This window comes from Streptomyces sp. NPDC001941 (genome assembly GCF_040296945.1).
GTDB lineage: Bacteria > Actinomycetota > Actinomycetes > Streptomycetales > Streptomycetaceae > Streptomyces.
Window position 1 is genome coordinate 1 of the sequence record NZ_JBEOYE010000029.1, and the last position, 19,634, is coordinate 19,634.

Below are 19,634 nucleotides of genomic sequence, written 5' to 3' on the forward strand. Positions count from 1 at the left end.
CGGCGGCCTCGCCGCCATGCGCCGCGTGATGCTGCGGCTGACCCGGGGCGAGGCACTGCTGGCCCTCGGCGGGCCCGCGGCGGCCCGGGCCTGCACCCGCGAGGCGCTCGCCGAGGCCCGGCGCCTGGGCTACCGGGAGGCCGTCCGGCGGGCCGAGCGGACCGCGGCGGCCCTGGACGCCACCGCCACCGCCTCCACCGTGCCGGACGGTGCGGCCGTCGCGACCTGACGCCGGGCCCTCACACCCCCGCCGGTCCGCTCACTCCTGGGCGGCGGGCGGCTTCTCCTGCTCCCCGGCCTTCGGGGTCTCGCACGTCACCTTGTCGCGGGGCGTGTAGTGGGTGCGGAACGGCTCCCGCTTCACTTCCTCGCCGTCGTTCTTGAAGATCCGCTGCACCGTGACGTCGAAGCCCTCGGCCGGGGTCTGCGGCTCGCACTGCGGGCTGGAGTTGGTCCGCTCCGACGGCTTCTTGACGTTGGTGCGCGGCCCCTTGGTGGCCTCGACCGAGTCGTACTTCTTGGTGCCGATGAAACTGATCGTCACCGAGCGGTCGGTGGCCTTGGCCTCCACGTAAATGGCCTTGCCCGAGTCGTTCTTGAACTTCAGGTCCAGGCTGCCCCACGCCACGGTGGCCTCGCGGCCCTCGGGGTAGCGCTCGATGTAGAAGGAGTGCGCGCCGTACTCCACCGGCTTCACGCCGGCGAAGAACATCGCGTTGAACATGGTCGTCGCGACCGCCGAGACACCGCCGCCCGCGGCCTTGGTGTACTGGCCGTTGAGGATCATCGTCCCGTCGACGAAGCCGTTCGCCTTGGTGCGCTCGCCGACCGTCTTGTTGTAGCTCCAGGTCTCGTCGGGCAGCACGACGGAGCCGTTGATCAGCTCGGCCGCCCGGCCGATGTTGATGCGGCGGTACTCGGCGGGCTCGAAGTTGACCGTGAAGGTCGACATCTGCTCCTTGAGGCCCAGCGAGGCCGCGTTCTCCCGGGTCACCTTCGGCTCGGTGCGCTCGGTGGCGACCGCGGCGGTACGGGCGGTGGCCCCGGTCCTGGTGAGCAGCGGCAGCACCGCCTTGCCGAGCGCCTTGTCGGTGATCTCCTGCCCCGGCTTGCCGTCGGCCACGACGCTGACCTTGCCCTCGTCCAGACGGAGCCGGGCGTTGGTCGCCTTGGTGGAGATCCCGGAGAGCTGCCCGGCGAGGGCCGGGTCGGCCAGCAGCCCCTTGGAGTCCAGCTTCGGCTCCAGCGTGCCGTCGGCACCGGGGGCCATGCTCAGGTGCCTGGCCAGCACGCCGGGGGAGAGGGTGAGGCTCTTGCCGCCGGTGGTCAGCGTGACCGGCCCGGACATCGCGGGGTCGCCGAACTCCTTCAGCGCGCGGCGCGCCTCGTCCGCGCCGACCTTCGGCTTCGTCTCCTTGACCGGCAGGGCGAGGGGGGTCTTCGCCCGGTCCGCAGCGGCCGGGAAGGCGGTGCGCAGGGTGGTGAGCGCGGCGTCGACGTCCAGGGTGCGCCCGGTGCGGGCCTCGACCTCGGAGGCCTTGCCGCCCTTGAAGCTGACGCCCCCGTCGCGGACCTTCTGCTGGTGCTTCCCGGCCAGGTCCTCCAGGGCGCTCTTGGCCTTGGCCTCGTCGACGCGGACGACGGGCTCGACCTCGCCGCCGGAGGCGAAGAGCCCACCGATCACGGTGAGGGGGTTCGCGGTGTCGCGGGCGGCGCGCTCGGCGGTGCCGGCCGCGTCGAGGGCCAGGCCCGCCTCGGCGGGGTCGACCTGGGCGTCACGCCCGCCGATGTCCACCTTCAGGGGCCGTCCCGAGGCCGTCCCGTGCTCCTGCTCCAGCTTCGTGCGGGCCTCGGCCTGGCTCAGTCCGCCGATGTCGACGCCGCGGACGTGCGTGCCCGCGGGTATCTCGTCACCGGCGAAGAGCAGACCGGCCACGTACAGGCCGCCCACTCCCAGGGCCACCACGCCGCCCGTGGCGGCGGCGGGATGTATTCGGCGCATGGATCTCCCCGGGTCGTGGCGGTGCAGGATGTTGCGAAGGTAGCAACTTGCGCATAACTGAGCAATAAGGTGCAGAATTCGGTCACCTTGTGAAGTCGGAAACGGCCCTTTCGGTCACTCTCGGTGGCCGGTTTGTGTATGGATTGCACGTGTCACCAGTCTGCCCGGACCCGTCCGGACCCGTCCGGACTCCACCCCGCGGCCCTTCGCGGGGTGGGCCTTCACACACCCGACGGGCCGGTGCCCGCCCGGACCAGCCCCGTCTCGTACGCCAGGATCACGGCCTGTGCCCGGTCGCGCACGCCGCACTTGGCGAACAGCCGGTTGATGTGGGTCTTCACCGTGTGGTCGGTGATGGTCAGCCGCTCGGAGATCTCCGCGTTCGAGAGCCCCTGCGCGATCAGCGTGAGCACCTGCGCCTCGCGCGCGGTGAGGCCGTCCACGTCCGGCGCCGGCAGCGGTACGGGCCTGGTGCGCACGAAGCGCGCGATCAGCCGCTTCGTCACGTCGGGCGCCAGCAGCGCGCTCCCGGCGGCCACCACCCGCACCGCGTGCAGGAGTTCGGGGAACGTGGCGTCCTTCAGCAGGAAGCCGCCCGCCCCGGCCGCCAGCGCGTCGTACACGTACTCGTCGAGGTCGAAGGTGGTGAGCATCAGCACCCGCGTCCGCCCGTCCGAGGCGGCGAGGATCTCGCGGGCCGCCTCGATGCCGTTCTTGCGCGGCATCCGGATGTCGAGGAGTGCCAGGTCGGGGCGGGTGCGCGCGGCCACCTCCACCGCCTCGGCCCCGTCCGCGGCCTCCCCGACGACCTCGATGTCGTCCTGCGTGGAGAGCAGGTTCACGAACCCGGTCCGCACCACCGCCTGGTCGTCCGCCACCAGGGCCCTGATTGTCCGTCCCCCGTCGACGTGCTCGGCGCTCACCACGGCAGCTCGGCCTCCACCACGAATCCTCCGTCCTCGCCCGGGCCCGCGCTCAGCCGCCCGCCCACCAGGGCCGCCCGCTCGCGCATCCCCGCGAGCCCGTGGCCCGTGCCCGGGGGGTGCGCGGGCCCCGGCCCGTCATCGGCGATCCGCAGCGAGAGCAGCTGCCCGGCCCCGTAATCGATCTTCACCACCGTACGGGCTCCCGGCGCGTGCTTGCGCACGTTGGTCAGCGCCTCCTGCACGATCCGGTACGCCGACAGCTCCCAGGCCGCGGGCAGCGCGACCGGCTCCCCGGACACCCGCACCTCCGCGTCCCCGCCCACCGCCCGGTGCTGGCCCAGGAGTTCGGGCAGGTGCTCCAGGGTCGGCTGTGGCGCGGTGAGCGCGGCGCCCTCCTCGCCCTGCGGCGCGCGCAGCACCCCGAGCAGCCGGCGCAGCTCGGCCATCGACGACCGTGCCGTCCCCGCGATCTGCTGGAACCCCTCGCGGGCGTCCGGCGTCAGGCCCTTGACGGTGTAGGTGGCGCTCTCCGCCTGCACCGCGATCATCGACACCGAGTGCGCCACGATGTCATGCAACTCCCGGGCGATCGCGGCCCGTTCGGACTGTGCCGCGCGCTGTCGCTCCATCGCTATCAACCGCGCCTGGGCCAGGTCGCGTTCGCGCCGGGTCTCCTCGCGGGCCCGCACCGCGTCCCCCATGAGGACCGCCCCCAGGACCGTGACCCCCAGGACGAAGGCCTCGGCGAACAGCCCGAGCGACCCGTTCTCGCCCATCACCGGCACCGGCAGGTCCAGCTCCGACCAGGCGTTGATGTGCACCAGGTTGACCGCGACGGAGGCGAGCACACCGCCCGCCACCACCACGGCCGGGTGGTGCACCCGGTAGCGCCCCAGCGCGTACAGGCCCATCAGCCCGCTGACAATGCTCGACACCGACAGGTTGAGGTCGGCCGCGAACCCCACCATCGCCGCCGCCACCGTCAGCACCGCCACCGGCGGGCAGGCCCGCCGCCACATGAGCGACGCCGAGGACAGCAGCACGCCCACCGCCGTGGTCACGGACTCGGGGAAGAAGACGAGTTCGACACCCGCGCCCAGGGTGAGGGCGGCGCCGGTGACCCACGGATAGGCGGGGGCGGCGGTCAGGCGGCGTAGTCGCTGGGCGAACTGGGAGGCGGTCGTGCGCATGTCCTCCATGGTGCGGGGCGCACGGGCGGCGCGCGTCACCGCACGGGCGGAGATCCCGGGCGCTTGTCGTACCACGGGTTGAGCCGGAGCTGCGAACCGTCGGTTGACGCCCGCTGAGCTGCGGATTCCTAGCCTCGGTGAGCATGACCTCGATGAGCGTGACGAGCGCGACGACCTCGACTACCTCGATGAGCGCGACGGCGATGGACGTGACCTCCGCGACCTCCGCACCGCACCGCTGGGAACCCCGGGCGTGGGCCGGTTGCGCCGTCGCCGCCGCGGGCCTGGCGGTGCTCACCGACCTGGCGCCGCACCGGATCTGGGGGTGGTGCGCGGCCACCGGGTACGCGGCCGCCGCGCTGGTGGCCCGAAGAGGGGCGCGGGCGCGAGAGGGCGTACCCGAGGGTCGGCTGCTCCCGGCCACGCCCGTCCTCCTGGCCCTGCTGGGATCGGCGGTGCTGCCCCTCCTCGTCCTGGTGGTCCTCGGCAAGGGGCAGCTGGAGGTGGAGGTCGTCGAACGCTCCGGGGACCTGTTGCTGAGCACCGCGAGCCCGTACGTCGAAGTGCCGCGCGCCGTAGCCGAGTTCAACCCCTACCTGCCCGGGATGGCCCTCTTCGGCGCGCTGCCCGGGGACGCCCGCTGGTGGACGGGCGGGGTGTTCGCGGTGACGCTGCTGATGACGGTCCGGGTGGGCGCCGGGGCGAACGGCCGGGTGGGCGCCGGGGCGAGCGGCCGTCCGGGACTCGTGCCGTACGTCCTCGCCTGCCCCCTGGTCGCCCTGTCGCTCGCCGTCGGCGGGGTCGACCTGCCGGTGGCCGGACTGCTCTGCCTCGGCCTCACCCTCGCCGACCGCCGCGGGCCCGGCCTCGCGGGGCTCGCGCTCGGCGCCGCCTGCGCGCTCAAGTGGACGGCCTGGCCCGCGCTTCCGGTGGCGGTCGCCCTGGTCGCCGTACGCGGGGGAGCGCGACCGGCCCTGCGCTGCGCGCTGGTCGCCCTGGTGCCGCCACTGGCGGTGGTGCTGCCCGTGGCCCTGGCCCACCCCGGGAGCTTCTACGCGAACGCCGTCGCCTTCCCCCTCGGCCTGACCGGCACCACCTCGCCCGCGGCCAGCCCGCTGCCCGGGTACCTGCTGGCCACCTGGCTCCCCGGCGGCCGCACCCTCGCCCTCGCCCTGCTGGCCGGGTCGGCGCTGGTGGTCGGGCTCTCCCTGGTCCTGCGGCCACCCGCGACGGGCGCCGCCGCGTCCCGGCGCCTCGCGCTCGGACTCGGCCTGGCGATGTGTCTGATGCCCGCCACCCGCTTCGGCTACCTGGTCTACCCGTTCGTGCTGTGGGCGACGACGCTGCGGCCGGGTGCTGTACCCGTCGCGTACGTACGAGAACTCCCGGGGCCGACCGCGCGCCCTGGCCGCCCCCGCCTCCCCGCACCGAAACCCATCGCGCCCCGCGCATGCCCCCCGGCTCCCGAGAGGACCCCCGCGTGACCCGCCCGACCGATCCCGAGAGGACCCCCGCGTGACCCGCCCGACCGACTTCCCGCCCCGTACCCTCGTCGTCACCAACGACTTCCCGCCCCGGCAGGGCGGCATCGAGACCTTCGTCCGCGAGGTCGCCGACCGTTTCCCGCCCGACCGGGTCGTCGTCCTCACCTCGGCGGAACCCGGGGCCCCGGAGTCGGACGCCGCACTGCCCTACCCTGTGGTCCGCCACACCGCCCGCACCCTGCTCCCCACCCCCGCCGCCACCGCCCTCGCCGTCGCCACCGCGCGGCGCTTCGGCTGCGACCGGGTGTGGTTCGGCGCCGCCGCGCCGCTCGGGCTCATGGCCGGCCGGCTGCGGCGGGAAGCGGACGTCCGTACCGTCGTCGCCACCACGCACGGCCACGAGGTGTGGTGGGCCCGCACGCCCGGGACGCGCGCGCTGCTGCGCAGGATCGGCGCGGGGGCGGACGTCGTCACCTGCCTGGGGGAGGGCACCGCCCGCCCGCTGCGGTCCGCGCTGGCCCCCGGCACGCGTCTCGCCCGGCTCGCCCCCGGCGTGGACGCCGACGCGTTCGGCGCGCGCTCCCTCGGGCCGGAGGCCGCCGGGATCCGCGCCCGGTACGGCCTCGGGGAACGGCCCGTGGTGCTCTGCGCGGCCCGGCTGGTGCCGCGCAAGGGCCAGGACACCCTGATCAGGGCCCTGCCCTGGATCCGCAGGGTGGTTCCGGACGCGGCGCTGCTGCTGGTCGGCGACGGGCCGTACGCGCCGGAGCTGCGGCGGCTCGCGGCGCAGGAGGACGTCCTGGACGCGGTGTTCTTCGCGGGCGGCCACCCGCACGGCCGGATGCCGCCGTTCTACGCCGCCGCCGACGCCTTCGCCATGCCGTGCCGGACGCGCAGGAAGGGCCTGGAGGTCGAAGGGCTCGGGATCGTCTACCTGGAGGCCGCCGCGGCCGGGCTCCCGGTGGTGGCGGGCGACTCGGGCGGCGCGCCGGACACGGTACGGGAGGGCGTGACCGGCCACGTCGTCGACGGCACCTCGGTGGCGGCGGTGGCCGACCGCCTCACGCGGCTGCTGCTCGACCCGGGCCGGGCCCGCGCGATGGGCGCCGCGGGGCGGGCCTGGGTCCGCGAGGCGTGGTCCTGGGAGCACACGTACACGACCCTGGACGGCCTCCTGGCCGGCCGGAGCCGGGCGGGGCACCCCTGAGGCGGCAGGGTTCTCCGCGCCAGGAAGAGTGCCCTGCCTCAGTCGCCTTCCCCTTCCCCTTCTCCTGCCTCGGGCTCCGGCAGCACCTTCCCGTCCTCGTCCATCGGCGGGTGCAACCGGCAGGGCTCGTGGCTGTCCGGGTCCGAGCGGCGCGGCCCCTCGGGGCCGTCCGGGCCCCAGCGCACCAGCCTGCGGGTGCGCGCGACGCGGTACACCGTCCCCTGGAAGTCCAGCTGGTTGACCCGCCCCGCGCGCAACCGGTCGGCGGCCTGCGCGTACGCCGCCAGCCGCACCGCCGCCGCGCGGTCGCCCGCGGTGAACGTCCGGGCGTCGGCGCCCGGGTCGCCCGACACGGGGATCAGGCCGTGCAGCCGCGGCTGCATCCAGGTCAGGGCGAAGTCCAGCGACTTGCGGGCCTCGTGGGCGCTGGGGTGCGGACCGCTGTACGGCTTCCACCCCTCGCCGTCCTGCTCCATCACCGCGAACGTCGCCGGGAGCAGCAGCACGTCGGGGTGCGTGTCCACCGCCGCGCGCGAGTCGTCGAGCACATCGGCGGGGAAGCGCGCCCCGCTGTAGCAGAGGTCGCGCAGCGCCAGCATCTCGGCCGCCTGCGACGGGCGCACCGGGGCGTCCATGTCCAGGACGAGCCCCTGGTCGACGTCACGGGACGTGGTGGAGCGCGCCCAGTCGGGGCGCAGCGGCTCGGGGTCGGTCGGACGGGGCAGCTCGATGCCGAACGCGCCCGTGGCCGCGTACTCCTCGGCCCGTACGACCCTGAACACGCGCCCTTCCACGGTGAGTTCGTCGATCCGCTCCGATTCGAGCCGGGCGACCGCCGCGAGCAGCGCGGCCCGCTCCGCGCGGTCCCGGGCCTCGTCCTTGGCACGGAACCACAGGTGCGAGTTGAGGCTGTCGCGGGCCTCCTGCCCGCAGGCGGCGGTCAGCGGCACCACCACCCGCCACCGGGTCCCGCCCCCGCGCCGCGCGGCCACCCCGAAGACGGGGCCGCGTACCGCCACCGCGTGGGTGCGCGCGGCCGCGTCGAGCGCGTCCGCCTCCACGGCCGCTTCCACCGGCTCCACCGGCAGCCGCACCACCAACGGGCGTGAGGCCTCGGGTCCCGCGTGCTCCTGGTCCATGCGCCCATCCTGACGAGCGCGGCGCCCGCGGCAGGGACCAATCCGTGATTCGCCGTCATTAGGTGTATTGCGCCCCCACGGGGGCGGCGCACCTGGTAGAGAGCCCTTCCGAACGGGGTTGCGGAGGGGCGAACGCCGGTGTGCATGATGGGGTCATGACGATCACGATCCGCGCCGGCGGCCCCGGGGACGCGCCCCTGATCCTCTCCCTGCTCGACAGTGCGGTGGAGTGGCTGGTCTCGCGGGGGCGCACCCGTCAGTGGGGCACCGAGCCGTGGTCGCGGAGCGAGAAGGCCGTGGCCATGGTGCGCAAGTACGCCACCGAGGGCACTCCGTACTTCGCCGAGGTGGACGGCGTCCCGGCGGCCACGCTCACGCTGACCGACGGGCCCGGCGGCTACCTGGCGCCCGCGGACGAGCCCGAGCGCTACGTCCACCTGCTCGCGACCGACCGCCGCTTCAAGGGGCTCGGCGCCGGGTCCGCGCTGCTCGCCCACGCCGCCGAGGAGACCCGGCGGGCGGGCGTGGACCTGTTGCGCGTGGACTGCTACGCGGGCGACGACGGGAAGCTGGTCGGCTACTACGAGCGCAACGGCTTCGACCGCACCGAGTCCTTCACGGTCGGTGAGGACGCGTGGCCGGGCCAGTTGCTCGCGCGGCGCGTGCTGCGCGGGTGACGGCCTCCGGGCCCCGCAGGGCGAGCAGGCCCCCGGCCGACGGCCGGTCGCGGTGGGGAAGGACGACGCACGGTGAGGAAAGAGGAGAAGGCATGAGCGCGCTGCCCGAGGTCACGGGACGCGAGGAGTTCGACGCCCTGGTGGTCAGGACGTCGTACGGGGACGAACAGGCCTGGCGGGACATCACGGAGGCGCTGGCGCAACCCTGGGGCGACGGCCTGTTCGAGGCGTGCGTCCACCTCGTCGACGACCCCGTCTGGTCGGGGGCGACGGCCGACGAGGTGGTCACGGCGCTCTCCGACGACGAGGAGCTGCCGGTGGTCTTCCTCGCCGACCGCGCCAGCATGGACGGCGACCACCACCCGCTGCTCGCGGTCACGACGCTGACCCGGGAGGAGTGCGTGGACGAGGAGGACTACGAACAACTCGTCCGGTTCGGGCGCGAGTTCCGTACCACGCCCGCCGGGGTGCACGACGTCCACGCCAACCTGAGCACCGGCAACATCGGATTCGAGGAGTTCGCGGAGTCCGCAGGCGAGGACCCCGAGGGCATCTACCGGTCCGTCTGAGGCGCGATTGCGCCACCCTGTCGATCACAGATATGTAGTGGCCGGAAAGCGCCGCACCCCGTCCTGGTCGTGCATCGAGCCATGCCCCAGTCGCCGCAAGGGTCGCTCTCGTGCCGGGGGGTGTACGACCGGACACCGTCGCCCAGGGCCGAAGGTCCCCTGAGGGAGCGCCAGAACGCCCTGAAACCAGCCATGTCGGAGCCGACGGCCCCTGTCACCCACGGCGATTTCCACCGCGACAGGGGCCGTTGGTCGTTCCGTTATGGGACTTTGGTCCCCGCGTTACCGCAGGTAGGAGTGTGCATGATCATTCCCGTTCCCGCTCCTCACCGCAGGCTGACAACGATGTCCGGCCAGGGAGGGGCGACTTCCCCACCCACTCCCTGAGGAGAAGGTCTTGTCCCTCCGTCACAAGCTGGTCGGCGCCGCCGCCCTGACCGCTTCCACCGCCCTGCTGCTCGGCGCCGTCACCCCCGGCGCCCAGGCGGCCCAGCCCGCGGCCGACGACTCCGCCGTCGCCTCCTGGCTCCCCGGCAAGGCCGACCAGGCGATGCTGGAGCGCTTCGCGGCCGCGCTGGAGTCCGGTGACACCGCCGGCCTGTCCGGCGACCTGGCGCGCGAAATTGCGGAAGCCAAGGCCAAGTTGGGCTTCATGGGGCGGGTACGGGTCCCGGGCGCCCAGGGCGACATGCTCGACGGGTTCGCCTGGACGCACGGCGGCAACAAGCGCCGGCCCGCCATCGTGATGCCCGCTCCCTGGGCGGACATGGGCTGGACCGCGTACGTCGCCCAGGCCACCAAGTTCGCCCTGGAGGGCTACGACGTCCTCGCGTACGCCCCGCGCGGCTTCGCCAAGTCCGAGGGGATGGTCGAGGTGGCCGGCCCCCTCGACGTCCAGGACGGCTCCAAGGCCCTCGACTTCCTGATCGCCAAGACCGGACGCCAGCCGCAGAAGGTGGGCTTCCTGGGCGACTCGTACGGCTCCGGCATCAGCCAGCTGGTCGCGGCGCACGACACCCGCGTCAACGCCGTCGCGTCGCTGAGCACCTGGGGCGACCTCGGCGAGGCGTTCCTCGAGAACGGCACGATCCACACCGCCTCCGTGCAGGCCCTGCTGGGCGCCGCCAAGAACGCCCGGCTGAGCCCGCGCACCCGGCAGGCCTTCGACGACGTGCTCGCCGGTCGCAACATCCCGGCCACCCTGGAGTGGGCGCGCGAGCGCTCCCCGCGCACCCACGTGGACAAGCTCAACGCCCGTGGCGTGGCGGTCTTCTACGCCCAGGCCTGGCACGAGACCCTGTTCCCCGGCAACCAGGCGACCGAGACGTTCGACAAGCTCACCGGGCCCAAGCGCATCGACATGTCCGTCGGCGACCACTCCAGCCCGGAGATGTCGGGCCTGCTCGGCCTGCCCAACCGGGTCTGGGGCGACGCGCACCAGTGGTTCGCGCACTTCCTCAAGGGCGTCGACAACGGCATCGAGAAGTCCGAGATCTCCAGCAAGGCCATGTGGAAGTCCCGGAAGCCGGAGGAGAAGGCCAAGTTCAAGCAGTTCACGACGGGCGGGATGCGGATGCACCTGCGCGGCAAGAACGGCGGTACGGACGGCGGCCTCGGCCTGCTGCCCGACACCGGCTGGTCCATCGGCTTCAAGACGGGCACGGACACCCCGCTGGCCGTGGCCAAGGGCATCATCGTCGGCGGCTACGACGAGATGGCCGGCAAGCCCATGACCTATCCGACCGGTGAGGTCAACCGCGCCGACGCGGGCGTGTGGACCAGCGGCCCGATGCTGCTGAAGACCCGGCTGCGGGGCACCCCGCGCCTGCACCTGACGTACACGCCGAAGACCGACGACTCCTCGTTCGTCGCCCACCTGCTCGACGTCGCCCCCGACGGCACGGCGAAGATGATCACGCACGCCCCGTTCACGCACCGGGGTGAGGCGGGCAAGCCGGTGAAGGCCAATGTGAAGCTCCAGTTCACGGGCTACGACGTGCCCAAGGGGCACCGCGTGATGCTGGCGATCGACACCAAGGACCAGTTCTACACCGACGCCAACGGTGAGGGCGGCGGCATCGAGGTCAGCTCGCCGCGCGGCGACGGCTCGTTCCTGGACCTGCCGCTGGGCTGATCCGTGGAGCCGCCGGCCCGACAGCACCGGCGGCGTGCCGAACGCGTCCGTGGGGCGCGCCCGATGGTAGCGGGCGCGCCCCACGGGGCGTTCCCATCATGGCACCGCCGGTCCCGGTCGTAGCGTCCACCCAGTTGACCACCCTGGGGGGACGGGCATAGGTTCGCGCCATGGGACGCACAGGAGAGACGACGACCGAAGCGGCGAACGGCGTACGGGAGCGGGAGTCGCCCGGTGACGGCGTCGAGGTGGGTGTCTTCCAGGGCAACTGGCTGGTCCGGATGTGGTGGCCGGAGGGCGCGATCGCGGGCGGCCCCCAGCGGCTCACCGTCACGGCCGTCGAGGACGCGCCACCGGGAGAGGTCCGGCGAGGCATCTCCTCGACCGTCCTGCGCCGCCTGGACATCGCGGGCGCGGTCCGGCGCGCCCAGGCGCTCGCCCCGCAGGCCCCGCCGTGGCGGATCGCCTCCGAACGCCTGGAGGACCTCGCCACCCGCACCGGCGACGTCCTCGCGGCCGAGGGCGTCTCCGACCGCTACCTCGCGCGGCTGTGCGGGCTGTACGACGACCTCGCCCGCCGGGGCGTCCGCGCGCCCGTGCCCTGGCTCGCCGAACGGATCGGCCGCAGCCCGCAGACGGTCCGCGACCACCTCAAGGCCGCCCGCCGCGACGGCCTCATGACGGCGCTCACCGGTAAGTCCGGGGGCGAACTCACCGACCGCGCAAGGGTCTTGCTCGCCTCGGACCCGGACTTCCCCGGCCCGTGAGTGTGTGGCCCGGCGCCGGTGACCACGGGCCGGTACAGGTCCTACGGGCCGGTACGGGCCCTCAAGGGCAGACAGGGTCCTACGGGGCCGACAGGTCCTATGGGGCGAACAGGTCCTCGGCGGTGGGCAGGACCACCCGGATCGTCACCCCGCCGTCGGCGTTCGCCGTCGCCGTGATGGTCCCGTGGTGCGCGCGCACGATGCCCTCGGCGATGGCCAGGCCCAGGCCGTGGCCGCTGCGGTCGCTGTGCACCCGTGAGGCGCGCCGGTAGAACGGCTCGAACATGCGGTCCACGTGCTCGGCCTCCAACCGGGCCCCGGAGTTCGACACTTCGAGGGTCGTGCCGTCCGAGGCGAAGGCTGCGACGCGCACCCAGCCGTCCGTCACGTTGTACGTCAGCGCGTTGTCGAGCAGGTTGCGCAGCAACTGGCCCAGCAGGACCGGGTTTCCGGTCACCAGCAGGTCCCCGTCGAGGTCGGACTCCAGGCGCAGCCCGCGCGCCCGCGCGGTGGCGGCGGACTCCCGGCAGGCCCGTCCGGCGAGCTCCGTCAGGTCGACGGTCCCGAACTCGGGCCTGGAGTGCTCGGCGCCCGCGAGCTGGAGCAGCCCGTGCACGATGTCGATGCTGCGGTCGTTCGTCGCCTGGAGCTTCGGCAGGAGCCGGGCGAACTCGCGCCCCTCGGGGTCCTGCGCGGCGATCTGCAGTGCCGTGCGCGTGGTCGCGAGCGGGGTGAGCAGCTCGTGGGAGGCGTTCGCCGCGAACCGCTGGTGCGCCTCGAAGGAGCGCTCCAGGCGGGCCAGCGTGTCGTCGAAGGTGTCGGCAAGCTGCTTCAGCTCGTCGTCCGGGCCCTCGGCGTTGATGCGGTACGCCAGGTCCCCCTCGCCCGCGCGGGAGGCGGCCCGGTTGATGGTGTGCAGCGGTGCGAGCAGCCGCCGCGACCAGTACCAGCCGCCGAGCAGGCCGAGCCCCGCGGCGATCGCCGAGCCGCCCACCGACACCATCAGCACGGTGGACCAGACGTCCTCCTTGGTCCGGACGACCGCCGTGCGCGCGTAGCGCTCGCCCTGCCGCGGGTCCAGGTCCGTGCCCGGGGGGACGTGCTCGCGAGGCAGTCCGGGAACCGCCTGCGGTGTGACGGACGACAGTGGGACGGACAGGTCGTACGTGGGCAGGTACCGCACGCCGAGGTACACGGCCGTTACCATCAGCACCCCGGTGACGAGCAGCACCACCGCGAACCCCGCGACCAGCCGGGTGTGGATGCTCAGTCTGCGGGGGTGCCTCACGGCTGTTCGGCCAGGTAGTAGCCGGCGCTCACGGCGGTGTGCAGCAGCGCCGGCTCCCCGAGCTTCTTGCGCAGGGTGTGGATCACCAGGCGCACCGCGTTGGTGAACGGGTCGGCCGCCTCGTCCCACGCCTTCTCCAGCAGTTCCTCCGAGCTGATGACCCCGCCGTCCGCGCGGATCAGCAGCTCGAGGACGGCCAGCTCCTTCGGGGTGAGCCTGACCTCGCGGCCCGCGCGCTCCACCCGGCGCCGGTGCGTGTCGAAGGTCAGGTCGGCGTACCGCAGCATCGGCGCGTGGGCCGGGGTCGTACGCCGGTACAGGGCGCGCAGCCGGGCCACCAGCTCGGGGAAGTCGAAGGGCTTGGGGAGGTAGTCGTCCGCGCCCAGGCCGAGCCCCGTCACCTTGTCGCCGAGCCGCCCGGCGGCGGTCAGCATCAGGATCCGTACGTCCGGGCAGTCGGCGACCAGCCGACGGCACACCTCGTCGCCGTGCACCTCGGGGAGGTCGCGGTCCAGGACGACGATGTCGTAGTCGTTGACGGCGGCCTTCTCCAGGGCCACCGCCCCGTCGTGGGCCACGTCGACGGAGATGCCCTCGCGGCGCAGCCCCATCTCGATGACCTCGGCCATGAATTCCTCGTCCTCGACGATCAGTACGCGCATTGCCGTCCATGTGTTCCGCGGGAATACCGAGCCCCCCTCGTCCCATCTGTACCAGAGGTCGCATTTGAACGGTGTTTGGTCCTCGTCGGACCGTGCGGGGCAGTGGAGGCGGGCCGCCCCCGGGCGGGTCCCCGCGCGCCGCGTCGGCGCACGGGGACCCGTACATCCCGTGGCGGGCCGCTACGAGACGGTGATCAGCGCGTCCTTGCGCGCAACGGCCGGGCCGTCGTCGAACAGGCCCTCGGGCACGCAGATGCCGCCGCAGTCCGCCCCGCCCTTCTTCGGGTCGCAGCTGTCGCGCGGGTCGTCGACGCACACGAACCCTTCGGGGCAGGGCAGCCCGGCGAAGCCGCCGCAGCCGGGGCAGTCACCCGGCTGCGGGACGGCGGAGGCGACCGGGGCCGCGAAGGCCACCGGGGCGGCGGAGAGGGTGGCGGCGCCCAGGACGGCGGCGACGAGTACGGCACGGAGCTTGCGCATGAACCGGGATCCTTTCGGGAGCGCCGGCGGGAGGCCGGCGCGGGGGAGGGCCCGCCCGGCGACTGGTGTCCCGGTGGCGGGCGCGGTCATGCGATGTGTTGACCCGACTTGGCCTGGACACGCCATGCGGAGGGGCTGTGCCCCGCATGGCGCAGCACTGCGGGGCGACAATCACACGAATGGGCGGGTGAGGTACGGGAGGGAGCGGCCCGGAGCGTGACCATGGCGGCCCCCAGGGGTTGAGCAGGCGACCGTCGCGTCGCCGTGGACGCGACCCGGCCCACCCGGGCCACCCGACCTACGGAGAACCCCATGCGCATCCGCACCGCCACCGGCGCAGCGGCCCTGGCCCTGACCGCCACCGTCGCCTGGGCCGCACCGGCCCTGGCCGCCTGCCCCGAGCCGGGTACCGGCACGGTCGTCCTGTCGAACGAGGCGTACGAGACCTACGTGCGCGCGGACGACGACGAGCAGCTGCTGATCATGACGAACCCCGCGTACCGCGAGGCGTGGCTGAACTGCCTGCGCTCCACGGAGCCCAGCCACGTCGAGCCGAACGCGTGGGGCCCGGGGTACGTGTGCATTCCGGACGGTGCGGTGCAGTAGGGCCCGCGCGGCGCGGCAGGGCGGAGGCCCGGCGCCCCGGTCCGGGGCCGGAAGCGGTTTGGACCGGGGCGTTTGCTTGAATGCGCGCATGATCGATCTGGCGCTCTTCGCGCTCCTCGGGCTGTTCTTCGCGATGCTGTTCGGAGCGCGGGCGAAGCGTCGTGCCGCCGCGGCGGCCCAGGGCGAGGGGCTCGCCGTCTCCTGCTTCCTCAAGCACCCCGCGAGGCCGAACCGCTGGTTGTGGGGCCGCCTCGACGTCACCCCCGGGACCACGACCTGGACGGCGCACACGAAGGCCGGGGCGGGCCTCGCGCTGCCGGAGGGTCTGCGGAAGGTCGGGGAACGCCGTCCGACGCTCCGGGAAGCGATCAAGTTCAACCCGCGCTGCCGCGTCCTGGAATGCGCGTCGGGCGAGGGCGAACTGCTGCTCGCGGTGATGCCGGAGGACGCGGAGCACGTGCGCGAGGCGCTGCGCAGGGACTGGACGCGCTGACGGGCCCGCCGCACCCCGCGCGGTGCCCCTGTCAGGGCTGCGCGGAACGCGAGGAAGTCGTGTGAGGGCGGGCCCTGGTGCCTATACCGCCCACCAGCAGTACAGCCTGTCGCCCGAGCCCGTCGCCCGGCTGGCGAGGCCCGACAGCAGCGTCACTGTCTCGGCCGCCGTCTCCGGCGTGACCCCGGCCGCGCGGAGTTCGTCCGTCAGCGCCCACGGGGCCGCGGCCGCGCGGAGCGCCGCCGGGTCGGCCTGCGCCAGCGCCCGCTGCAGGCTGTCCGACACCGCGATCACGAACGCCCCTTCGTCCTCCGGCGAGGAGACCAGCTCGCCGCTGCGCGGGCGGGTCGCCGCCTCCGCGTACGAGCAACCCGTCAGGACCGCCTCCAGCTGTGCGAGGACCACGACGGGGTCGACGCCCTTCAGCGGCACCACGTCGAGGACCGACGGGTCCGGACCGCCGGGCTCGTCGAGGACCAGCAGCGCGGTGGCGTCGTCCCGGGCCGAGAAGTAGTCGCACATCGTCATGGACCGGATCCTCGCACCCGCCACTGACAACGGCCCGTCAGGCGCTCACGGTCGAGCGGCGCCCCGGCTCCCGTACCAGCCCCGCCGCCGTGCGCCAGGCGTCGGTCACCGCCGCGCGAGCCTGGGCCGTGCGCGCCGTGACGTCGCCGGTCAGCTCCACCGGCGCGCCCACGTGCACGTGCAGCGCGGGGCGGCGCAGCGGCGCGGTGACCACTCCCGCCAGCTGCTTGGCGGTGCTCCCGGACGAGAGCCGGCGCGAGCCCGCCTGGCCGACCGGCACGACGAGCGCGCCCGTGCGCTCGGTGAGCCGGGCCAGTCCGCTCCGGAACGGGCCGGGGGCCGACTCCGCCGCGTCCGTGCGCGCGGGCAGGCACCCCTCCGCGTACATCAGCAGCACCCGCCCCCGCGCGAGCGCGTCGCAGGCCGCGTCGAGCGCGGCCGAGGCGCGGCTGGTGCCACGGGCGACCGGGACGTACCCCTCCCGCGTGAGCGCGCGGCCGAGCAGCGGCACGCGCCACAGGCCCGAGGTCGCCATGACGACCGGACGGACCCCGAGCCGGTGCAGTGCGGCGAGCACCACGGCCGGATCGGTGAGCGAGGTGTGGTTGGCGACCAGGACCGTGCCCGGCCCTCCTGCGGGCGCGGCCGTCCCCGTGACGGACAGCCTGCCGAACACGGGGAGCAGCGACGCGGCGGTACGGCTGAGCAAGACGGCCTCCGGGCCTCGGGACGCGGTGTGTGGCCACCATCGTCCGGCCGCTGCCGGCGCCCCGTCGTGAGCGATCGTGCTCATCCCGGCGGGCCGTTGCACCCAGGTACGCGTGCGCGTGCGTACTCCGAGAACAGGTACGCGTGCGTACTCCCGACGCCGGGCTCCAGGCTCCAGGCTCCGGGAAATACATTGACAGTGAGCTGTCGAATTGACAGGATGCTGCCATAAGGCAACAGGCCAGCAGCGACGTGGAGGACCCATGACCCGCACCGTGCACCTCGCCGTCTACGACACCCTCGCCGACTGGGAGACCGGACACGCCACCGCCTGGCTGGCCCGCACCGGCCACGAAGTGCGCACCGTCGGCCTCTCCACGGACCCGGTGCGCAGCATCGGCGGCCTCCGCATCACCCCCGACCTCGCGCTCGGCGACCTGCGGCCCGAGGACAGCGCCCTGCTCCTGCTGCCCGGCGCCGACCTCTGGGACGCGGGCGACGACCTGGCCGCCTTCGCCAAGGCCGCCCGGTCCTTCCTGGACGCGGGCACCCCCGTCGCCGCCATCTGCGGAGCCACCGCGGGCCTCGCCCGCGAGGGGCTCCTCGACGACCGCGCCCACACCAGCGCCGCGCCCGAGTACCTCGCCGCGACCGGCTACCGGGGTGCCGCCCACTACGCGGACGCCGACGCCGTCACCGCGGGCGACCTCATCACCGCGGGGCCGACCGAGCCGGTCGCCTTCGCCCGCGAAGTCCTCGGGAGGCTCGGCGCGTTCGAGGGCGCCGCGCTCGACGCCTGGTACCGGCTCTTCCACCACTCCGACCCGGCCGCGTACGCGGAGCTCAACGCGTGAGCCGGGCCGCACAGGACGCCCTGTCGAGCACCGCGCTGTCGGTCTTCCGGCTCAACGGCCAGTTCCTCGCCGTCTCCGAGGAACTGGCCGCGCCCGCCGGCCTCACCGCCGCCTGGTGGCAGGTGCTGGGCGCCGTCCTCCCCGAACCGCTGCCGGTCGCCGGGATCGCCCGGGCCATGGGCATCACCCGCCAGAGCGTCCAGCGCATCGCCGACCTCCTGGTCCAGCAGGGCCTCGCCGCGTACGCCCCCAACCCGGCCCACCGCCGCGCCAAGCTCTTGTGCCCCACCGCCGAGGGCCGCGCCTCGATCAGCGGCATCGAGCCGGGCCACGCGGACCTCGCGGCACGGCTGCTGCGCGAACTGGGCGGCCAGGACGCGTTCGACGAGACGGTACGGGTGCTGGGACGGCTGAGCGCGGCACTGGACGCGGTCACGGCCGAGGGGGAGACGGGAGCCCGGCACGCGGACGCGTCTGGTGAGCGGTAGCCGGAGCGACAGGGCACCCAGGAAAAACCGGTACGCCCCCACCCCGTCCACCTGCGAAAATACCCACATGTACGCCTACGAGACCGTGCCCGCCCCGGACCGTCCGTCGGGCGGCGGTCCGGTCATCCTCGGCATCGACGACCTCCGCCCCCTGCCCAGGGCCACCCGCCTCGCCCGCACCAGCGCCGAGGGTGTCGCGCTCCTCCAGGAGCACCGGGACACGTACGTCGACGAGCTGTGGCTCGACCACGACCTCGGCGGCGAGGACAGCATCATGCCCGTGGTGACCCTCCTGGAGGAGGCGGCCTTCCAGGGGCGGCCGTACCGGATCGGCACCGTGTTCGTGCACAGCGCCAACCCCAGTGGTGCCGAGACGATGGTCCGCTCGCTCGCCCGTTGGAACTACCGGGTCCGGCGGGCGAGCGCCTGACGGGTGCCGGGCTACTCGTCGTCCTGCTCCTGCTTCTTGCGGCGGCGCTTCCTCGGCTCCGGATCCGGGGTCGGCGTCCTCGGCGTGGTGCGCATCATCACCGTGTAGTTGCGGTGCTCGAAGAGCTTGTCGATGGCCGGGTTGCTGGAGGAACCGACGCCGCAGCACGCGTAGTGGACCGTGAGCGGCGGGTCGTCCTCGGCCCGGTCCTCCTGTTCCGCGGCCAGCTCGGCCACCTTCTGCTGGAGCGTCCCCATGTCGACCGAGGTCGCGCCCTCCGCCAGGTGCTTGGCGTCCAGGGGCATCAGCTTGTAGTTGATGACCTCTTCGCCCGCGCCGAACGTCTTCGGGTAGTCGGCCGGCATGTCCCTGCGCTTGTTGTTCGGGCCCACCATCTCCAGCTCGTCCGAGCCCGGAGGGTTGCCCGACTCCACGAGCTTGGCGACCTCGTTCTCCAGCCAGGCGCCGGGCGGTGCGTACACGATGAGCTCGATGCCGTCCGGCACGGTGAAGGTGGCCTTCAGCTCACGGCTGCGGGTGCCGGGGAACTTCGGCAGGCGCTGGGGGTCGCCGAACCGCCCGTGCCCGCTGAGCACCCGGGTGTTGGGATCCTGCGCCTGCTCCTCCGCGTCCTCCTCGACGTCCTGGGTGGGAGTGCCCGGCATGCGCTGGACGGGGAGCGGCGCCTGGTGGGCGACCATGCGGCTGACCACGTCGTTGCCCACGCTCCCCTGCATCGCGAGCAGGGGGGCGGCGACGGGCGAGGGGGAGCGGCGGGTGCCGCCCGCGCGGGCGTCCTCCAGCAGCTCCTCGTTCTTCTGCTTGCGCATGCGGACTCTCCTCGCCCCCGGACGATCTTGGAACTGTGTCACTGCGTACTTCGTCACTGCGTACTGCCCCGAACGGGCAAGGCTAGGGCGGCCGTCGGCGCCCGGGCAGGGCGGCGGGGGCACGTTCGGGGGAAGCCGTGGTGTCCCCGGGGTCCACGGCCGGAGCCGGGAC

General features: G+C 73.8%; 22 protein-coding genes. 12 read left to right on the plus strand and 10 right to left on the minus strand.

Annotated features, from left to right (window positions below):
- Nucleotides 1-229 (plus strand): hypothetical protein (locus tag ABT160_RS20370; RefSeq protein ID WP_351649086.1); only part of this gene is annotated, 229 nt, incomplete at its 5' end.
- A gap of 30 nt (nucleotides 230-259) precedes the next feature.
- On the opposite strand, the gene ABT160_RS20375 is transcribed toward ABT160_RS20370, so the two are convergent.
- The 3 genes from ABT160_RS20375 to ABT160_RS20385 all read right to left on the minus strand — a co-directional run bounded on the left by ABT160_RS20375 (nucleotide 260) and on the right by ABT160_RS20385 (nucleotide 4,118).
- The gene (locus ABT160_RS20375; RefSeq protein ID WP_351649087.1) at nucleotides 260-2,002 is read right to left on the minus strand and encodes a VanW family protein; all 1,743 of its coding nucleotides are present in this window, start codon (nucleotides 2,000-2,002) and stop codon (nucleotides 260-262) included.
- Nucleotides 2,003-2,223: 221 nt separating this feature from the next.
- Nucleotides 2,224-2,925 carry a response regulator gene (locus ABT160_RS20380; protein ID WP_351649088.1) on the minus strand — a complete coding sequence of 234 codons (702 nt, stop codon included), beginning with the start codon at nucleotides 2,923-2,925 and terminating at the stop codon, nucleotides 2,224-2,226.
- Nucleotides 2,922-4,118: a sensor histidine kinase gene (locus ABT160_RS20385; protein WP_351649089.1), complete on the minus strand. Its 1,197-nt coding sequence runs from the start codon at nucleotides 4,116-4,118 to the stop codon at nucleotides 2,922-2,924. The genes ABT160_RS20380 and ABT160_RS20385 overlap by 4 nt, the downstream gene beginning before the upstream one ends.
- Nucleotides 4,119-4,261: 143 nt before the next feature.
- Between ABT160_RS20385 and ABT160_RS20390 the strand changes: the two genes are divergently transcribed.
- Together ABT160_RS20390 and ABT160_RS20395 are read left to right on the plus strand one after the other, a co-directional pair.
- On the plus strand, nucleotides 4,262-5,602 hold the full coding sequence (locus ABT160_RS20390; protein WP_351649090.1) for a hypothetical protein: 1,341 nt from the start codon (nucleotides 4,262-4,264) through the stop codon (nucleotides 5,600-5,602).
- Between the two features lie 31 nt (nucleotides 5,603-5,633).
- Nucleotides 5,634-6,809: a glycosyltransferase family 4 protein gene (locus ABT160_RS20395; protein ID WP_351649091.1), complete on the plus strand. Its 1,176-nt coding sequence runs from the start codon at nucleotides 5,634-5,636 to the stop codon at nucleotides 6,807-6,809.
- 38 nt (nucleotides 6,810-6,847) lie between these two features.
- Here the strand turns inward: ABT160_RS20395 and ABT160_RS20400 are convergent, their stop codons facing one another.
- On the minus strand, nucleotides 6,848-7,948 hold the full coding sequence (locus ABT160_RS20400) for a DUF5954 family protein (protein ID WP_351649092.1): 1,101 nt from the start codon (nucleotides 7,946-7,948) through the stop codon (nucleotides 6,848-6,850).
- A 155-nt stretch (nucleotides 7,949-8,103) separates the two neighbouring features.
- Here ABT160_RS20400 and ABT160_RS20405 point away from each other — a divergent pair, with 155 nt between their 5' ends.
- The 4 genes from ABT160_RS20405 to ABT160_RS20420 all read left to right on the plus strand — a co-directional run bounded on the left by ABT160_RS20405 (nucleotide 8,104) and on the right by ABT160_RS20420 (nucleotide 12,095).
- Entirely contained in the window at nucleotides 8,104-8,625 is a 522-nt protein-coding gene (locus ABT160_RS20405) for a GNAT family N-acetyltransferase (RefSeq protein WP_351649093.1), read from the plus strand.
- A 92-nt stretch (nucleotides 8,626-8,717) separates the two neighbouring features.
- Nucleotides 8,718-9,194 carry a DUF6924 domain-containing protein gene (locus ABT160_RS20410; protein ID WP_351649094.1) on the plus strand — a complete coding sequence of 159 codons (477 nt, stop codon included), beginning with the start codon at nucleotides 8,718-8,720 and terminating at the stop codon, nucleotides 9,192-9,194.
- A 397-nt stretch (nucleotides 9,195-9,591) separates the two neighbouring features.
- Nucleotides 9,592-11,328, plus strand: coding sequence for a CocE/NonD family hydrolase (locus tag ABT160_RS20415; protein ID WP_351649095.1), 1,737 nt, complete (start codon nucleotides 9,592-9,594; stop codon nucleotides 11,326-11,328).
- Between the two features lie 170 nt (nucleotides 11,329-11,498).
- Nucleotides 11,499-12,095: a hypothetical protein gene (locus tag ABT160_RS20420; protein ID WP_351649096.1), complete on the plus strand. Its 597-nt coding sequence runs from the start codon at nucleotides 11,499-11,501 to the stop codon at nucleotides 12,093-12,095.
- A gap of 97 nt (nucleotides 12,096-12,192) precedes the next feature.
- On the opposite strand, the gene ABT160_RS20425 is transcribed toward ABT160_RS20420, so the two are convergent.
- The 3 genes from ABT160_RS20425 to ABT160_RS20435 all read right to left on the minus strand — a co-directional run bounded on the left by ABT160_RS20425 (nucleotide 12,193) and on the right by ABT160_RS20435 (nucleotide 14,525).
- Nucleotides 12,193-13,383, minus strand: a complete 1,191-nt coding sequence (locus tag ABT160_RS20425) for a sensor histidine kinase (RefSeq protein ID WP_351649097.1) — start codon at nucleotides 13,381-13,383, stop codon at nucleotides 12,193-12,195.
- A complete protein-coding gene (locus ABT160_RS20430; protein WP_351649098.1) occupies nucleotides 13,380-14,045 on the minus strand; it encodes a response regulator transcription factor in 666 nt (221 codons plus the stop codon). Before ABT160_RS20430 ends, ABT160_RS20425 begins: the two co-directional genes overlap by 4 nt.
- Before the next feature lie 180 nt (nucleotides 14,046-14,225).
- A complete protein-coding gene (locus ABT160_RS20435; RefSeq protein WP_351649099.1) occupies nucleotides 14,226-14,525 on the minus strand; it encodes a hypothetical protein in 300 nt (99 codons plus the stop codon).
- Nucleotides 14,526-14,837: 312 nt separating this feature from the next.
- Between ABT160_RS20435 and ABT160_RS20440 the strand changes: the two genes are divergently transcribed.
- Nucleotides 14,838-15,131, plus strand: a complete 294-nt coding sequence (locus tag ABT160_RS20440; protein WP_351649100.1) for a hypothetical protein — start codon at nucleotides 14,838-14,840, stop codon at nucleotides 15,129-15,131.
- Between the two features lie 88 nt (nucleotides 15,132-15,219).
- The gene (locus tag ABT160_RS20445; RefSeq protein ID WP_351649101.1) at nucleotides 15,220-15,624 is read left to right on the plus strand and encodes a hypothetical protein; all 405 of its coding nucleotides are present in this window, start codon (nucleotides 15,220-15,222) and stop codon (nucleotides 15,622-15,624) included.
- Between the two features lie 81 nt (nucleotides 15,625-15,705).
- On the opposite strand, the gene ABT160_RS20450 is transcribed toward ABT160_RS20445, so the two are convergent.
- Together ABT160_RS20450 and ABT160_RS20455 are read right to left on the minus strand one after the other, a co-directional pair.
- Nucleotides 15,706-16,152 (minus strand): hypothetical protein, encoded by a 447-nt coding sequence (locus ABT160_RS20450; protein WP_351649102.1) that lies wholly within the window; start codon nucleotides 16,150-16,152, stop codon nucleotides 15,706-15,708.
- Nucleotides 16,153-16,189: 37 nt separating this feature from the next.
- Entirely contained in the window at nucleotides 16,190-16,861 is a 672-nt protein-coding gene (locus ABT160_RS20455) for a lysophospholipid acyltransferase family protein (RefSeq protein ID WP_351649103.1), read from the minus strand.
- A 262-nt stretch (nucleotides 16,862-17,123) separates the two neighbouring features.
- Between ABT160_RS20455 and ABT160_RS20460 the strand changes: the two genes are divergently transcribed.
- The 3 genes from ABT160_RS20460 (at nucleotide 17,124) to ABT160_RS20470 (ending at nucleotide 18,632) form a co-directional block, all read left to right on the plus strand.
- Nucleotides 17,124-17,714 (plus strand): DJ-1/PfpI family protein, encoded by a 591-nt coding sequence (locus tag ABT160_RS20460; RefSeq protein ID WP_351649104.1) that lies wholly within the window; start codon nucleotides 17,124-17,126, stop codon nucleotides 17,712-17,714.
- Nucleotides 17,711-18,202 (plus strand): MarR family winged helix-turn-helix transcriptional regulator, encoded by a 492-nt coding sequence (locus tag ABT160_RS20465; RefSeq protein WP_351649106.1) that lies wholly within the window; start codon nucleotides 17,711-17,713, stop codon nucleotides 18,200-18,202. The genes ABT160_RS20460 and ABT160_RS20465 overlap by 4 nt, the downstream gene beginning before the upstream one ends.
- Nucleotides 18,203-18,269: 67 nt before the next feature.
- A complete protein-coding gene (locus ABT160_RS20470; protein ID WP_351649107.1) occupies nucleotides 18,270-18,632 on the plus strand; it encodes a cyclic-phosphate processing receiver domain-containing protein in 363 nt (120 codons plus the stop codon).
- A gap of 11 nt (nucleotides 18,633-18,643) precedes the next feature.
- Here the strand turns inward: ABT160_RS20470 and ABT160_RS20475 are convergent, their stop codons facing one another.
- Nucleotides 18,644-19,462, minus strand: a complete 819-nt coding sequence (locus ABT160_RS20475) for a putative adhesin (RefSeq protein ID WP_351649108.1) — start codon at nucleotides 19,460-19,462, stop codon at nucleotides 18,644-18,646.
- Nucleotides 19,463-19,634: the final 172 nt, after the last annotated feature.

Bases quoted from the DNA above. Each gene is read 5' to 3' on its own strand.
- ABT160_RS20410 (WP_351649094.1), top strand. From the start codon at position 8,718: ATGAGCGCGCTGCCCGAGGTCACGGGACGCGAGGAGTTCGACGCCCTG.
- ABT160_RS20460 (WP_351649104.1), top strand. From the start codon at position 17,124: ATGACCCGCACCGTGCACCTCGCCGTCTACGACACCCTCGCCGACTGG.
- ABT160_RS20420 (WP_351649096.1), top strand. From the start codon at position 11,499: ATGGGACGCACAGGAGAGACGACGACCGAAGCGGCGAACGGCGTACGG.
- ABT160_RS20440 (WP_351649100.1), top strand. From the start codon at position 14,838: ATGCGCATCCGCACCGCCACCGGCGCAGCGGCCCTGGCCCTGACCGCC.
- ABT160_RS20450 (WP_351649102.1), bottom strand. From the start codon at position 16,152: ATGACGATGTGCGACTACTTCTCGGCCCGGGACGACGCCACCGCGCTG.
- ABT160_RS20375 (WP_351649087.1), bottom strand. From the start codon at position 2,002: ATGCGCCGAATACATCCCGCCGCCGCCACGGGCGGCGTGGTGGCCCTG.
- ABT160_RS20400 (WP_351649092.1), bottom strand. From the start codon at position 7,948: ATGGACCAGGAGCACGCGGGACCCGAGGCCTCACGCCCGTTGGTGGTG.
- ABT160_RS20430 (WP_351649098.1), bottom strand. From the start codon at position 14,045: ATGCGCGTACTGATCGTCGAGGACGAGGAATTCATGGCCGAGGTCATC.
- ABT160_RS20445 (WP_351649101.1), top strand. From the start codon at position 15,220: ATGATCGATCTGGCGCTCTTCGCGCTCCTCGGGCTGTTCTTCGCGATG.
- ABT160_RS20385 (WP_351649089.1), bottom strand. From the start codon at position 4,118: ATGCGCACGACCGCCTCCCAGTTCGCCCAGCGACTACGCCGCCTGACC.
- ABT160_RS20470 (WP_351649107.1), top strand. From the start codon at position 18,270: ATGTACGCCTACGAGACCGTGCCCGCCCCGGACCGTCCGTCGGGCGGC.
- ABT160_RS20435 (WP_351649099.1), bottom strand. From the start codon at position 14,525: ATGCGCAAGCTCCGTGCCGTACTCGTCGCCGCCGTCCTGGGCGCCGCC.
- ABT160_RS20405 (WP_351649093.1), top strand. From the start codon at position 8,104: ATGACGATCACGATCCGCGCCGGCGGCCCCGGGGACGCGCCCCTGATC.
- ABT160_RS20390 (WP_351649090.1), top strand. From the start codon at position 4,262: ATGACCTCGATGAGCGTGACGAGCGCGACGACCTCGACTACCTCGATG.
- ABT160_RS20475 (WP_351649108.1), bottom strand. From the start codon at position 19,462: ATGCGCAAGCAGAAGAACGAGGAGCTGCTGGAGGACGCCCGCGCGGGC.